Genomic DNA, 14,185 nt, shown 5'->3' with positions numbered 1-14,185 from the left:
GCTAAATGTGGTTATGATGCACTTCGCTAAAAATACAGCCCAAGTGTCCAACAATCGCGTTCTGACCGCAATCATAGATCGTATTGTTCCTGATGATATGCGATCCGATCGTTTCCTTGTTCCAACCTTTTCGCTCAGCGGTAAAGACGGATTCCAATTGGTACTGGTATCCGGGCTTGTCTTTTCGGATTGAACGGTAGTTATTCCCCGTGGAGGCTTCTTTGCCGATGCTGATCGCGCTGCATTTGGCATCGTGGATAATGTTGTTCTCGATAATCCAGCCTTTGCTCCAATTCGGGCCGATTAGACCTGGCTGATCCGAGGTCGGCGGTGCCCATGGCGTTGCCGCGTGTGCCATCTCAAAGCCTCTTACGGTAATATAATCAATTCCTGTCTCCGTCGGATAGAAACAAGATCCGCGTACGTTGATCTCAACGAATTCTTGATTCGGATCCGCTCCTTGGAAATTGGCGTATAGAGTTGTCTGGTCATTGTTAACTTCTGCAAACCATACATACTTAGTCCGTTCCGAGTGATGAAGAGGGACGATTTCATTCGTCCAGAGGTCTTTTACTTCCGTGCTAACCATTAGATCAACAAGTTGATCATAGGAAGTGACCTCGTAAAAAGACATGCCATTTAGATAGACGTCCCCTAAATGCTTCTTCTCCTCAACGGTGACGAGCCAATCGCCGAACACTTCTTCTTTATAAGGATTAAAGTCGCGGAATACCGTATTCGGTAACTCCGCTTTCCAAATATTATTACCGACTAGGTGCCAATTAAGGATCTGCTCCGACCCTTTAATGACAACCTTTTCACCCTCGGCAGCTTGATAAGTAATTCGTCTTTTTTCGCTTAGTCCTTTATATTTGGGATTCACCCATTCACGATATACGCCCTCATGAACGATAACCGTATCTCCGGCCACAGCAACTGAGGCTGCTTTATTAATGGTTAGGAACGGATCTTGTTGCGTGCCTTGTCCATGATCAGAACCGTTTTTTGTCACATGATATTCCATCGTATAACAACCTCTTTCATCTCGATGTATTTCCCAACGTCTAATCGCCTTGATGAGTTCATTATAGAAGGTCCAGCAAGGATGAGAATGAAACCGCTTTACGAAAAGATATAATATTATTACTTCTAACAAATCAATTCCGCAATCGAGGACAATAAAGGCGCAGCCTAATTGACTTGCACTAACTGCCACTGCTGGTCAAGCGCGCCTGTATCCGTCCATTGAACGACTTGTGCGCCGTTTTGCAGGCTTGTTCCGATCTCGAGGGCCGCCGTATCAAACGGAGTCTTCGTTTAATTGAATCCGCTCGTTATCCGTTCGTCCGAAAATCGCCTCTCGTTGGTTCAAGACATGCTCTTCTTATATTCCTGAATAGACATTCCCGTAAATTTCTTAAAACAGTGACTGAAGTAGAACGGATCCTTGATACCGATCTGTTCTGCGATCTGATACGCCTTAGAATCCGTTTCGTTTAGCAGCTTCATCGCTTTCTCCATTCGAATCTTAAACAAATAGTCTGAGAAGCTAACCCCCGCATCTTGCTTAAACACTCTGCTGAAGTAGCTGGGATTCATATGAAACCTTCGCGATACGGAAGCCAAGGACAGCTCAGGCTGATTTATTTCCTCATGGATCAATGCCTTCACTTCCTCCATGATTCGATTCGTTCTTCTGCTTCTTGCGTTGTTGATTCTAGCGATAGCATCCTCCGCAATTTCTATGACCGAGCTTTTCATCGCTTGAAGTCCGTCTAGTTCGAAGATCCGCTTGTAAGGCAAAATACCGAAAGGCCGTTGATTATTCTCCGATCCAATGCCCATCTCATCTAACGCATTTAAGAGCGCAGAAATGAATTGGACTGCAACAAGTCTTGCCCGCTCGACAGAAATTCCTTTGGCCGCCGAAAGTTCCAGAAACAGCTTATCGATGGCTTGAATGGCTTTATCTGCTATGCCCGTCTTAATAAAAAATACGGCTTCCTCGATTCCGGACATTCTTATATCCAACGATTGGTCCTCAAAGCGAATATCGTCGTTGAAAAAGACGATGCCGCTCCCCTTCAGCTTGCCATATCTCAAAGCCTCTAGGCTTTCCTTGTAGGTTTGCTTGATTCGCTCGTGTCCAACGTACGTACTGCCTACGCCGATCGCAAGTCCGCAGTTCAGCTTGTCCCTTATCGATTGCGCAATCTGCTCGCAGAGCCCCGAGAGATCCTTCCCGCCCTCTCGGCAGAGTAGAACTATCCGCTGGCTATTATCATGGAAGATCTCGATCCCATTTTCGCCTTCCAGTGCAAAGTCAATAAACCTTTTGCATCTCATCGCAAGCAAAAGCCTATGCTCTTCGTCAGTGCCGGTAGGGGACTCAGGTTCCATCACCATGACCGTAAACTGACGACCGCTTTGTTCAGGAAAATAATACTCGTAGCGTTGCTCCAGTTGACCTGGCTCGAGTAATCCGGATAGCAGCTCGTTCAAAAACTTTTCCTTTAATGCACAGCATTTTCCTTCAGTTGCTCCTGCAGCTGCTGATACTCATTCCACCGGGTTGCCTCTTCATGGAGATTCTGCTTAATTTCCAGCGCAACTCTCTCCACTTCTTCGGCTTCCAGAGGCTTCAGGATAAACGATTGAACGCCGATTTGCAGACTTTTCTTCGCATATTCGAATTCGGGATGCGCTGTTATTATCACTATTTTAACGAGCGGATGCCTGATCTTGATCAGACGGCTCAGCTCAAGACCGTCCATAAACGGCATATTAATATCCGTGAAAACAACATCCGGACGAACAGCCTCGATTAACTCGAGCGCTTCGCTCCCGCTTGTTGCCTCACCTACAAATTCGTATCCAAGCGAATGCCAATCCACGATAATCGGCACGAGATTCCTAGCGTTATCCTCATCGTCTACAACGATCGCTTTAATCGTTTGAACGGCCATTCGCTCTTCCCTCCCACAGCGGAATAAATAAAGAAATTATTGTCCCCTTCCCCGGTGCGCTTTCGATCGTATAGCTCATACCCTTTCCGTAATACAATTGTAACCTGCGGAGCGTTCCTTGAAGGCCGAAACTAGCTTCGCCACCGTCTGTCTGTCCGGATGTCAGCTTCTCGAGTGTCTTGCTATCCATGCCGACTCCATCGTCAGCAACCGTCACCTTCAACCGCCTACCGTCTATATTGGCTAGAATTTTGATGACGCCGCATTGACCTAGCTGCCTTATGCCGTGATACAATGCATTTTCCACCAAAGGTTGTAGCGACAGCTTAGGTATAAGTATGTCCTCAGCTTCTTTATCCACGACGTACTCATCATTAAAAATATTCGGATATCGGATTCCTTGAATCTTGAGGTAGTTACGTGCGATCTCGATTTCTTGTTTCAAGGTGATAACTTCGCTTCCTTTACTAAGACTGCGGCGATAGTAACTCGCGAGCGCTGTAATAAGGGAATAGGCATCCCGGTTACTTCCGGAAAGCGCAAGATAGCCCGCAGACTCCAGTGTGTTATACAGAAAGTGCGGCTTGATCTGCTGCTGAAGGATATCTAGCTCCAGCCTTCGAATTGTAGCCTGCTCCTCTTTTTCTCGAATTAGCGCTTGTTCAGTCGTGGCGATCATATTGTTGTAGCGGTCGCGCAGTTGCTTCAACTCGTCCGTAAAGGCTTCGAATTGAACCGGATTGAATTCTCCGAACTCAACCTTTTTCATTGAGCGAAGCAAATGTAGAATCGGCATGGTAATGACGCGAGAGATCCATACTGAGCCAATAAATAGGAATAAGAAATTAAAAAGCATAATCAGGAAAAGTACGAGATTGAATTGCTTATAAGGACTGGCCCACTCGCCTAGCGGCTGAGCGCTCGTAAGCTTCCATCCGTTCACGGGAGATGCAAAAATGGAGAACAAATATCGTTGTCCTCCTACTGTCTTATAAACGCTTCCGACCGGTGGGATTGAGATATCATCGGAGTCATTGAACCCCGTTAGACTTGGACGTTCAAATCCGATTAGCGTCTCATGTTCAGATTCGATCATCAGATCCGGTTTATCAGCGTTCACCGAACGCTCGTAGCTTTTCTTCAGCTCCGAGACGGGAATATTAATTACAATGATTCCGATTTGACGCGAGTTATTCAAATCATTAATGACACGGATCAAAGAAATGAAATCCGTGTCATTCGTACCTAACTTATATATGCCTCCGGCATTTTTACGCCATATCGCTTTTCCATGCTTGTCCACGACCTCCTGATACCATTCTGTAGATTCGATTCTGGAAACTTGAAGTATCATAGCTGGCCTATGACTAATATCATAATTATTTCCATAATTATCGAATAAGTGGATCGATGAAATAGAGGGTTCTGCTAGCATGAAATCATACAAGGCGGTTTTCAGCAATCCTGTCGAAATCGCGATATCTTCCTGCAGGGGATTACTTAGCACCGCTTGAACCGTGTTATTAGCAGCAATCATTTGAGAATAGTTATTTGCGCTGTCTGTAAGCGACTCAACACCGGCATGAATGGCGTTCAGGGTTTGCATCGAGACTTCGCTGATCTTCTCTTCGGTGAATTTAACGTTGATCCTTTGATACAAGAGACTACTTACCAACATGGATACGAGCAGTAGAACGAGATAATAGGCGTTGATCAGAGAACGGATGCGCGTAAACTTCATATGTCCCTCCTGCTCCGACCTATTGGATATGACCGCACAGCGTTGCAAACTGCGCGGTCATATCATTCTTAACCTTTGACTGCCCCAGCGAGAAGACCTTTTTGAACATGTTTGCTCATCAGCAAGTACACAACTATCGTCGGGAGCGTTGCCACAACCATACCGGCGGCTATTGCGCCATGAGGCGAGGAATAGATACCCTGTAGCGAATTAATCGCTACGGTAATCGTTGAAAGCTTCGGATCATTGATGAAGGTGACTGCGAACATAAGCTCGTTCCAAGCGGACAGGAAAGTAAAAATTGCCGTTGTCACGATTGCGGGTTTTATTAGTGGTAGCATAATACTATAAAATACCTGATAAATATTGCAGCCGTCGACAATGCTCGATTCCTCTAATTCGCGAGGGATGGCACTGAAGAAGCCGACCAGGATAAAAATCGTACCCGGTAATGCATTAACGGTATATGGAATAATAAGGGCCCATGGCGAATCCAGCAAACTCGTTTGCTTTAGCAAAAGAAATACCGGGAGTAACGTGGCATGCACGGGTATCATCATCCCAAGCATAAAATAGGTGAGTACGGGCTTACTGAACTTCCACTTCATGCGTACAATCGCGAATGAGACCATTGCCGATAGAACGGTGGAGGCGATGACTGTTGCTAAAGTATAGAACAAACTGTTCGCAAAATTACGTCCGATATGCATCTTGAAGATAGAATAGTCATAATTCGACCACAACCACTTGGCAGGCAATCCGATGATGTTTGATCCTGTAATTTCCATATTACTCTTAAATGACGTTAGACCCAACCAAACGAGCGGATAAAACTGCACGATCGCGAAAGCAATTAGTGCCACTTGCAGAATAATGTGTATTATGCGGTTCTTCGATGCAGTCATACGCCCGACTCCTTCTCATCATGCGTTCGGATCAGCTTTTGAAGCGCCAAATAAAACACGAGACACTCGAGGACCATAAATACTGCCATGGCACTGCCATAGCCGTACATGTTGCGCGTGAAAATCGATGTATACATCAGCGTACTTGGGACGCTAGTTTCCGGAGTTGGATTTCCACCCATCATAATATAGACCATATCGAAAAACTTTAAAGATCCGATGACTGCAAAGATAACGCAAACCTTCATCATCGGCTTAATAAGCGGGATCGTTATCGAAAAGGCAGTTCTTGTTTCCGATGCCCCATCGAGTTTCGCGGCTTCGTAAAGATCATCGGGAATACCTTTAATGGCTGCATATAACAGTAGCATATGATAGCCGATATATTGCCATACGACAGGAATCAAAACACTGAGCAACGACGTCTTACTATCCGCTAACCAATCGTGTGTCCAGGCTGTTAATCCTATATTCTCGAGCACCCGATTCAGCACACCGTAGTTAGGATTATAAATTTTTAAGAACATAACCCCTGTAACCGCAGACGAGACGAGCACAGGTAAGAAATACAGGGTACGATAAACCTTCTCGCCTTTAACCCCCTTTGCGAGGATCAAGGCCAACGCAAGTGCGATAGGCAACTGCAGAAATACGGAGAGAACCGCTAATAAAAGCGTGTTAAGGATGGACCGATTGAAACCCAATCCGTAATTATCCGTGATGAAAAGATCTTTATAAGCGTCTATCCCCGCGAATTTCGCTGGTTGAATCCCATCCCAATCGAGCAAGCTGTAATAAGTAGACTGCAGGATTGGAACGAAACCTACCAACGTGAACAAGATCAGAGCGGGAAGGACGAAAACGGCAATCGCTCTCTTATCTCCGAATACTTGATGCATACTTCTCCACTCCTAATTGAAAACCGGCGGCGTTTAAGTCCGCCGCCAGTTTGTATTTTCTACAAAGGATATTATTTCCCTGAATTGATTTTCTCTTGCAATTCCTTGGTGTAGGCTTCTGGTTCAATCTTACCCGAGATAAAATTCATTAGTGCACCGAACATAGACTCCGCATCATTGCCGGCCAATAACTGATCCCACCAATAAGTGAAGCCGGTTGCCGTGGAAGACAATTGACCAATTTGCAGTGCGAGTGGGTTCACGTTAGAAGTATCGCCAAGATCGCCCTTCCAAGCCGAGGAGCCAGAACCTGCGATGAATACTTCGCGCGCCATCGTCTCCATAAAGAACTTGTAAACCGACCATACGGCTTCTACGTTTTCTACATTCTTGTTAATCAAGAAAGTTTCGCCCGAACCTCCGAACCACTCGTCCGCATTGCCTTTGCCGCCTGGAATAGTCGGGAACTTAATTGGAACGACTTTACCCTTGACGAGCGAATCGGCCCCCTCGATTTGTCCATTAACCCAAGCGCCCATGAATAGCATAGCGGCTTTGCCTGTCAAGAACATATTGACTGAATCATCATAAGAAGTACCATTGAAGCGCTCGCCGAACGCTTTGGCATCGATCAACTCTTTATACTTCTTTGCGGCTTCAACGAACTCAGGTGTATCAAAGGAGCCTGTTTTCTTCAGAGCTGCGCTGGATGCTTCTGCCCCGCCCATTCTAAGATTAAGAATCGCATTCCAGAACATAGCTGGCCATCTGTCTTTTGCGCCTAGTGCGATCGGTTGAATGCCTTTGGCTTCGAGCGCCGCGACTGCTGCCATTAGATCATCCCATGTTTCCGGCAACTTGGCACCAGCTTGCTCGAACAATTCCTTATTTACGTAAAGCTGTGCTGTTGCGATATTTGTTGGCAACCCGTACAGCTTACCGTTATAAGTAAAGTTTTCGGTCGTACCGCCAACGATCCGATCGAGTGTGCCATCTGCTTTCGCCAATTCGTCGATCGCAAGAATCCGATCTCCTTCTACGAAGGGCTGGGAAAATCCACCGCCCCATGCGAAGAAGATATCCGGTAGTTCATTAGCAGCCGAAGCCGCTTTGATTTTTGTTTTGTAGGAATCGTTCGCATAACCAGCATGCTCGATTTCAACATTCGGAAATTGCTTTTTCGTTGCCTCAAGCGCTTTGTAGAATCCGATTTGTCCACCGTCTGCGGAATTAGGATCGGCGAACTGAGACCACATCGTGATTTTAATCTTTTCAGCCGGCGCAGAAGCGCTCGCAGGTGCCGTCTCGCCGTTAGCAGCCGTTGTAGAGGGTTGCGTTGTCGCGCCGTTCGATGAAGATGCGTTCTCATTGTTTCCGCCGCACGCCGCCAACGTCAGCATGGAGGTGACGATTAGGGCAGACCCCAGTGCCTTGTTTACTTTTATCATTTAGTTGACCTCCCGTTTGTATTAAATCGCTTACAGTCTTAATTATAATTGCGAATAATGTCGAATCCCATGAAAGCGCTTTACGAAAACATGCAATTTCATTACTGTCATACAAAATTTAGCTCCGTATAATCGACTACTGACCGCCGCAAGTATCCACATAATCGGGCAGCCTAGGAATTATACATGTATCGGTTTATCCATACGATTGATTTTTAATACTTGTTCTTGCATGGGAAATGGTTGTACATCAATATGTAATATGCTTACATTTTTCCGAGCAAAATTCCCCATAAATATGTTATCGGCTCCTCGTTAAACATAAAAATAAATACACCGACCATTGCTTTGCACGGTCGGTGTATTTTCCGTCAAACTACTTATTAATGATGATAATCGATGCCCAAGCCTAATGAAAACTCAACTTAACTCATGTCATTCCAATTTTCTATTTCAATCTTTAATACTTCACTGTACCATTTTTTTATAACTTCAAGATTCTTATTTCTCCAAAATATTCCTCCAAAACCTTTTATCATCGTATCTAACTCCTGTCTCTCATCAAATTTTTAGCTATTCGATTACATTATATTGACGGCTTTTAAAATACCGTTATAACTTCTCAACCAGCATATAGAGGGAAATCATGCACTTAAATAAGCCGTATTTCGAAATCCTGACTTTCTAAAGGGAAAAAGTACACTTATTTTCCTTCTCAAAGCCAAATGGAGGCGTTTCGGAAGAATTAAATGCATTTTTTCCCTTTAGTTTTCAATTAGCCGATTATTCGTGGGAATTAGTAGTATTTTTTCCACTTATATTTACGTCTTTAAAAATACCGTTATAACTTCTCAACCCGCCGTACCTCACGCCAGCCGGTTCCACACAACTTTAACTAGTTCCACACCTTTTTATCTGGTTCCACACATTCTTTTCTGGTTCCACACATTTTTATCACCAGACAACAACTGTCTTTTTTGTCATGGTCGTTTTTCGCCTGCAGCAAAGCTGTCGATCGCCGCAAACGGGAGATGGTCGGTAAGAATGCGGCTATAATGCGCCAGTCGTACGATACCGCTCTCATCAATCAAAAATTCGGCAGGTATTCGATTGAAGTTTGAGCCTTCCTCCGGAGTCAGGGCAAAGCCGGCAGCAACCGCTTCTTCGGCGAACGTTTTCGTGTTCGCATCGGCCATTGTCATACGTACTTTCTCTTCGGACATCTCGACTTCGTACAAATCGTACAAGTGCGCCTTCGGGTCGGCGACGAGCGGAAACGGAGCGTTCTGAGCTCCGACGTAAGTCCGCATATTCGCCTCCGGCGATTCGAAGACGGCAATGACGTCCATACCTTGTCGTTGCCAATCCGGATATCGGTCGATAAAATGATGCACCCGCAAATTGCAAAGAGCGCAAGCGGAGAAACGCATAAAGGCGAGCAGCACTTTGCGGCCGCGATAACTATCAAGCGATATGGGATTGCCGCACTGGTCGACGGTTCGGAATGCTGGGGCAATCATGCCCTGCTGAAGCTGGTGAGTCATCGGTGGATACCTCCTGGACTTGGGAAAATGATTTACTGATCCAATATACCAGAAGAACAGCACCGCTTCTGTAACCTAGTCACCAAACATCTCCAACAATTCGGCGCGGCGGGTGATTCGTATCCAACCTCGTCCTGTCTCCACCCACCCCTGCCGCTGAAATCGCTGTAGCGTACGGCTCACGACTTCACGGGCGGTGCCAATCTCGGAGGCAAGCCCGTAATGGGTAATTCGGAGCAGCGGCTGCAGCTCCGACGTGGAACTCAGCAATGCTTCAGCCAGCCGCATATCCAGCGGTTTAGTCTGCCTCGCTTGAATCTGCTCGCCCATATGCATAATTCCATCGAGCAGGGTACCGAAAACGGTTCTACGGATCGACTCATATTCTTGCACCCAGCGGAGGAAGCTGAGTTTGGATACAAAAAGCGCCTCGACCTCCGTCTCAGCCTCGATGACGGCTGGGTAGTCTCGTCCGCTCAGTCCGCTTAGCACAAGGAGAGCACAAATTTCGCCAGGGTAAAGTTTATTGACAATCCGCTCGCTCCCATCCTTCCCTATTTGGCTGATGCGAGCGCTACCTCTCAGCAATAACATGCCATAGGACGTTGCTTCCTCCTGCTGAAAGATACGCGATTTGGAAGAGAATGTCCGTACATCCGGCTGCGCTTCAGCCCAATCCTCGGGGCAAACATCCCTCAAACACGGGAAAACTTCCAGCAACCGCATATCCGTGACGAATGAAGTCATGCTCTGTTCCCATCCTTAAAATTTCGTTTTCTTTGGAGGCTGAATTTTTCCGAATATTTCCTCATGATTCACTCGTTTCTCCACCGTAATGCTAGCTTAATGCTCGCCCCCAGTCTACAACTTTATTTTCACAATCTAATACTTTATTTTTCAGTCTAATACTTTATTTTCTCAGAACAACAACAGAACCTCACTCTGTCAATTGGCTCATTCAGCAATTCCCTGAATTCGGCATTCATAGCCAACTGCTCTGCTCAGCGTTGAAGCAGCTGAACAGCAATCCGATCTACTATCGAGAACAACAGGATATGAAGTCCGATCTATTCAAGCGCGCCTCCTTTTACATTAGCTTATTCTAATCTTCGATGGAGTAAGTGTGCTCGAATCAGAAGACTGGATTGATTGTGCAGTATATTATGCCAACCCTTTTTGGGAATGAATTGCGGGATAACAACGGTGACCGCGTAATTGTATTCCGCTGCCTTGCGTTGAACGGTGTCAATGAACTTAGACAACGGTTGAATAATGTTTCTATAAGGAGAATGTAACGTCACAAGTCGAACGTCAGGCTGCCAGTTGTGCCATTTTTCCTCGAATGCCGTCTCGTCTTCCCTTTCAAAAGGAACATAAACTTTATTCGATGAAAGAGATAAATGATCAAAGGCAAGAAAATCAATATCGGCCAAACTTGCCCAAACTTCGTTAAGAAGAACATCATGGAGACGATAAAGCTGATAATAGCGCCGGTCGTGTTAATAAATAGTTTAGTGACCCATCCTTTGGGTTTTTCGCGAAACCATTTAACAACCATGCCCGACTGGGAGAGGGTAAATGGGATAAATACGCCAACGGCATAAAGCGGGATGAGATGTTCCGTCTTCCCTTTGAAAGAAATGATCAATATGATCGAGAATCACTTCGCTGCGACAGCCTCGATCTCAACGAGCAAAACTGGTGAAGCGAGCGCTTTGACAACAAGTAACGTCGTCGTTGGCGGAGGGCCCTTTACTTGATGTTTTTGTTGACCACTATCATTTTAATACCTGCAATCATTAAGTTGCTTTCCGTTTGTACGCGCGCATCGCAAAGATATAAGCTACGAGCATAATTCCGACGCACCAAGCAAGCGCGATCCATATATCATTGCCCACCGGCTGACCTGACAGTAGCGCACGGATGGCGTTCACGATCGAGGTCACCGGCTGGTTTTCGGCAAAGGCGCGAACGACCGACGGCATCGACTCGGTCGGCACAAACGCCGAACTGATAAACGGTAGGAAGATAAGTGGATAGGAAAACGCGCTTGCACCTTCTATCGTTTTGGCAGATAGTCCGGCAATCGCCGCGACCCAAGTTAAGGCCAGCGTAAACAACGCGAGTATGCCTGCTACGGCAAGCCATGGCAGTATTCCCGCGGACGAACGAAAGCCCATAACCAACGCTACGAGAATGATGACGAGAACCGATATGGCGTTGGATACCAGTGAGGTCAGCACATGCCCCCAAAGCAAGGCGGAACGTGAAATCGGCATGGTGTGAAACCGCTCGAATATGCCCCGCTGCTTATCCATAAACAGGCGGTATGCCGTATAGGCTATTCCGCTTGCAATAGCCATAAGCAGTATGCCTGGCAACAGGTAATTCACATAGTTATCCGCTCCGGTTTGAATGGCACCGCCTAACACATAGACGAACAGCAGCATCATCGCAATCGGAGTGATGCAGACCGTGATGATGGTGTCCATACTGCGGAAAATATGGCGCATGGAACGTCCAAGCATAACGCTAATATCGGTGAAAAAGTGGTTTTTTGCCGTCTCCATTTACTTTGCCTCCTTTTTGCCGATGATTGAGAGGAATATTTCCTCCAATGTCGGTTGTTTTTCAACATACTCCACCTTTGCGGACGGGAACAGCTTTTTCAGATCCGAGAGCGTGCCGCTAGCGATAATCCTACCCTCATGCAGAATGGCAATTCGGTCGGCGAGCTGCTCGGCCTCCTCCAAATACTGCGTGGTTAGGAGTACCGTCGTGCCGCCGTTGGCAAGCTCCTTAACAATCTTCCAAACCTCGATGCGAGCTTCGGGGTCAAGCCCAGTCGTCGGCTCGTCGAGGAATATGATCTGCGGATTACCCACGAGGCTCAAGGCGATGTCGAGTCTGCGGCGCATCCCGCCCGAATAAGTAGACGCCCTGCGGTCGGCGGCGTCTGTCAAGCCGAAGCGTCTAAGCAAGTCGTCCGCAACCTGACGCGGATTGTTGAGGTATCGCAGCTTGGCAATCATGATCAGATTTTCCCGTCCGGTCAAAATTTCGTCCACGGCGGCGAATTGCCCGGTCAGACTGATTGCCTGCCGCACATTCTCGGGTTTTGACGCAACATCGAATCCGTTTACGGTGGCGGTTCCGCCGTCTTGTTTGAGCAGCGTGGTGAGGATTTTGACAACCGTTGTCTTGCCCGCCCCGTTGGAGCCGAGCAGGGCGAAAATACTGCCCTTTTCTACCTCGAAATCGACGCCCTTGAGAACATGAAGCTGTTTGTAGGACTTTTGCAGTCCCTTCACTTGAATTGCTTTTTCCATCCCGATATCCCCCTTTTACTTTGTTTTATCCGTAACCTTTTTCATGGCCTTGTTAACTTCTTGGTCAACAGATTCTTGATAGATGTCAGCGTAAGTTTTTGAATCTTTGATTAGATCGTCGCAGAAAGCCGCTACGTCAATGCCCGTCACTTCGAGCACGCCTTTCCCCAAGGCCGCGCCCTCTTCAAAAAGATCGATAATCCCCGAGAGCAAACCCGTCCCTTCGGTTAGCTCAACAGGGCCGACCTTAAAGAGATATTTTTGAATCTCTTTATAAACAATCTGATAATCTTGCGGAAGCGCTTTGACACGCGCCACGTGCGCTCGCCACTTTTTTTTGCCTTCGATGATATCTTGTATTCTCATTATTTTATCCTCCTATTTACCTAATTTTTTAGCGATATTTTTGTTGAGTTGCTCGCGCCACTTGTCGCGAAAAGACTTTGCCCCTTCTTCGCCGGCCAGCGCTGAACAGAAGCCTTTGATATCGTCACCCAAAACCTCTTGGACACTCTGACCGTCCGCCGCCGTTTCTTCGAGCAAGCCGAGCACGCCGTCAAGAATTGGCATAAGGTTGCGACCGGTGAAATCCGAGTGCGGCCAAAGATTGGCATTAATTTTTTCCCATGCCGCTTGATAATCGGCCGGAAGCTTTTTGGCTCGCGATTCAAAATTTTTCATTTCTTTGGTCATGTCGCTGCCCGTGATTTTTTCCCAAAAATTCATTAGCTTTTCTCCTTTAACTCGATCATTTTTGATGATACGAACTCCCATTTGTCCCAGAACCTCCGCAGCTCCTCAAGCCCCGCGTCGTTGATCGCGAAAAACTTTCGCGGCGGTCCCATATCGGAGGGCCTCTTGGTGATCTCCACCAACTTGTTTTTTTCAAGCCGGATCAGGATGGTGTATACCGTTCCCTCTACAACATCTGCGAAGCCGAGGGCGTTCAGCTGCCGCGTGATTTCGTAGCCGTAGGTTTCTTTGCGGCTAATAATTTCAAGGACACAGCCCTCAAGCACCCCTTTGAGCATTTCCGTTAGGTTTTCCAGCACAATCACTCCTTGCTATTCTGTATGACTGATATTCAGTAGTACTTACTACCGCTATAAAGTAACACGTAGTAGTTGGTTTGTCAATTGCGGTCCTTATATAACCGTAACCTTTGATCATCGGAATCGTAGGAGATAACGGTAGCGGAAAGTCCACCTTATTAAAGCTCATTGCGGGACTTCTTCAGCCAACGGGCGGTTCTATCACCATAAATGGGGAGAAGGCGCACCGAAGAATCAGCACGCTTGTCTCCTACTTATCCGACCAGGACTCGACTTATGCCTGGTTTACGGTAAGAGAAGC

Annotated in this window: 15 protein-coding genes and 2 pseudogenes; 1 reads left to right on the top strand and 16 read right to left on the bottom strand. The window is 46.7% G+C overall.

All coding sequences use genetic code 11. The features are described from left to right. Position 1: 1 nt before the first annotated feature. From ACFPPD_RS10170 to ACFPPD_RS10095, 16 genes and pseudogenes are all read right to left on the bottom strand, one after another. A complete protein-coding gene (locus tag ACFPPD_RS10170) occupies positions 2-1,024 on the bottom strand; it encodes a hypothetical protein (RefSeq protein ID WP_378082094.1) in 1,023 nt (340 codons plus the stop codon). Positions 1,025-1,368: 344 nt separating this feature from the next. Next, positions 1,369-2,502: a helix-turn-helix domain-containing protein gene (locus tag ACFPPD_RS10165; RefSeq protein WP_209748792.1), complete on the bottom strand. Its 1,134-nt coding sequence runs from the start codon at positions 2,500-2,502 to the stop codon at positions 1,369-1,371. Between the two features lie 11 nt (positions 2,503-2,513). Further along, on the bottom strand, positions 2,514-2,966 hold the full coding sequence (locus ACFPPD_RS10160) for a response regulator (RefSeq protein ID WP_209748791.1): 453 nt from the start codon (positions 2,964-2,966) through the stop codon (positions 2,514-2,516). Next, positions 2,947-4,707, bottom strand: coding sequence for a sensor histidine kinase (locus ACFPPD_RS10155; protein WP_209748790.1), 1,761 nt, complete (start codon positions 4,705-4,707; stop codon positions 2,947-2,949). Before ACFPPD_RS10155 ends, ACFPPD_RS10160 begins: the two co-directional genes overlap by 20 nt. 68 nt (positions 4,708-4,775) lie before the next feature. Next, the gene (locus ACFPPD_RS10150; protein WP_209748789.1) at positions 4,776-5,612 is read right to left on the bottom strand and encodes a carbohydrate ABC transporter permease; all 837 of its coding nucleotides are present in this window, start codon (positions 5,610-5,612) and stop codon (positions 4,776-4,778) included. Then, entirely contained in the window at positions 5,609-6,511 is a 903-nt protein-coding gene (locus ACFPPD_RS10145; protein ID WP_209748788.1) for a carbohydrate ABC transporter permease, read from the bottom strand. Before ACFPPD_RS10145 ends, ACFPPD_RS10150 begins: the two co-directional genes overlap by 4 nt. 71 nt (positions 6,512-6,582) lie before the next feature. Then, a complete protein-coding gene (locus tag ACFPPD_RS10140; protein ID WP_209748787.1) occupies positions 6,583-7,959 on the bottom strand; it encodes an ABC transporter substrate-binding protein in 1,377 nt (458 codons plus the stop codon). A 437-nt stretch (positions 7,960-8,396) separates the two neighbouring features. Then, positions 8,397-8,498 (bottom strand): annotated as a pseudogene (locus ACFPPD_RS10135) (VOC family protein); the annotation flags it as partial. Between the two features lie 441 nt (positions 8,499-8,939). Beyond that, positions 8,940-9,566 (bottom strand): peroxiredoxin family protein, encoded by a 627-nt coding sequence (locus ACFPPD_RS10130; protein ID WP_209748786.1) that lies wholly within the window; start codon positions 9,564-9,566, stop codon positions 8,940-8,942. Between the two features lie 12 nt (positions 9,567-9,578). Next, the gene (locus ACFPPD_RS10125; RefSeq protein WP_209748785.1) at positions 9,579-10,250 is read right to left on the bottom strand and encodes a Crp/Fnr family transcriptional regulator; all 672 of its coding nucleotides are present in this window, start codon (positions 10,248-10,250) and stop codon (positions 9,579-9,581) included. A 350-nt stretch (positions 10,251-10,600) separates the two neighbouring features. Next, positions 10,601-11,160 (bottom strand): annotated as a pseudogene (locus tag ACFPPD_RS10120) (amino acid permease); the annotation flags it as partial. Between the two features lie 142 nt (positions 11,161-11,302). Next, positions 11,303-12,073 (bottom strand): ABC transporter permease, encoded by a 771-nt coding sequence (locus tag ACFPPD_RS10115; RefSeq protein WP_209748784.1) that lies wholly within the window; start codon positions 12,071-12,073, stop codon positions 11,303-11,305. Continuing rightward, positions 12,074-12,832, bottom strand: a complete 759-nt coding sequence (locus tag ACFPPD_RS10110; protein ID WP_209748783.1) for an ABC transporter ATP-binding protein — start codon at positions 12,830-12,832, stop codon at positions 12,074-12,076. It abuts the gene before it with no gap. Positions 12,833-12,847: 15 nt separating this feature from the next. Continuing rightward, the gene (locus tag ACFPPD_RS10105; RefSeq protein ID WP_209748782.1) at positions 12,848-13,198 is read right to left on the bottom strand and encodes a DUF1048 domain-containing protein; all 351 of its coding nucleotides are present in this window, start codon (positions 13,196-13,198) and stop codon (positions 12,848-12,850) included. 12 nt (positions 13,199-13,210) lie between these two features. Further along, a complete protein-coding gene (locus tag ACFPPD_RS10100) occupies positions 13,211-13,558 on the bottom strand; it encodes a DUF1048 domain-containing protein (protein WP_209748781.1) in 348 nt (115 codons plus the stop codon). Beyond that, positions 13,558-13,863: a PadR family transcriptional regulator gene (locus tag ACFPPD_RS10095; protein WP_378082140.1), complete on the bottom strand. Its 306-nt coding sequence runs from the start codon at positions 13,861-13,863 to the stop codon at positions 13,558-13,560. Before ACFPPD_RS10095 ends, ACFPPD_RS10100 begins: the two co-directional genes overlap by 1 nt. A gap of 131 nt (positions 13,864-13,994) precedes the next feature. On the opposite strand from ACFPPD_RS10095, the gene ACFPPD_RS10090 reads away from it, so the two are divergent. Continuing rightward, positions 13,995-14,185 (top strand): ATP-binding cassette domain-containing protein (locus ACFPPD_RS10090; protein ID WP_378082086.1); only part of this gene is annotated, 191 nt, incomplete at its 3' end.

The organism is Cohnella suwonensis (genome assembly GCF_042655365.1).
In the GTDB taxonomy this organism is placed as follows: domain Bacteria; phylum Bacillota; class Bacilli; order Paenibacillales; family Paenibacillaceae; genus Cohnella; species Cohnella suwonensis.
The sequence above is the reverse complement of the archived record's forward strand: the minus strand, read 5'-3'. Positions and strand labels throughout refer to the sequence as shown.

Bases quoted from the DNA above. Each gene is read 5' to 3' on its own strand.
- ACFPPD_RS10110 (WP_209748783.1), bottom strand. From the start codon at position 12,832: ATGGAAAAAGCAATTCAAGTGAAGGGACTGCAAAAGTCCTACAAACAG.
- ACFPPD_RS10125 (WP_209748785.1), bottom strand. From the start codon at position 10,250: ATGACTTCATTCGTCACGGATATGCGGTTGCTGGAAGTTTTCCCGTGT.
- ACFPPD_RS10155 (WP_209748790.1), bottom strand. From the start codon at position 4,707: ATGAAGTTTACGCGCATCCGTTCTCTGATCAACGCCTATTATCTCGTT.
- ACFPPD_RS10105 (WP_209748782.1), bottom strand. From the start codon at position 13,198: ATGAGAATACAAGATATCATCGAAGGCAAAAAAAAGTGGCGAGCGCAC.
- ACFPPD_RS10160 (WP_209748791.1), bottom strand. From the start codon at position 2,966: ATGGCCGTTCAAACGATTAAAGCGATCGTTGTAGACGATGAGGATAAC.
- ACFPPD_RS10115 (WP_209748784.1), bottom strand. From the start codon at position 12,073: ATGGAGACGGCAAAAAACCACTTTTTCACCGATATTAGCGTTATGCTT.
- ACFPPD_RS10095 (WP_378082140.1), bottom strand. From the start codon at position 13,863: ATGCTCAAAGGGGTGCTTGAGGGCTGTGTCCTTGAAATTATTAGCCGC.
- ACFPPD_RS10100 (WP_209748781.1), bottom strand. From the start codon at position 13,558: ATGAATTTTTGGGAAAAAATCACGGGCAGCGACATGACCAAAGAAATG.
- ACFPPD_RS10170 (WP_378082094.1), bottom strand. From the start codon at position 1,024: ATGGAATATCATGTGACAAAAAACGGTTCTGATCATGGACAAGGCACG.
- ACFPPD_RS10145 (WP_209748788.1), bottom strand. From the start codon at position 6,511: ATGCATCAAGTATTCGGAGATAAGAGAGCGATTGCCGTTTTCGTCCTT.
- ACFPPD_RS10140 (WP_209748787.1), bottom strand. From the start codon at position 7,959: ATGATAAAAGTAAACAAGGCACTGGGGTCTGCCCTAATCGTCACCTCC.
- ACFPPD_RS10150 (WP_209748789.1), bottom strand. From the start codon at position 5,612: ATGACTGCATCGAAGAACCGCATAATACACATTATTCTGCAAGTGGCA.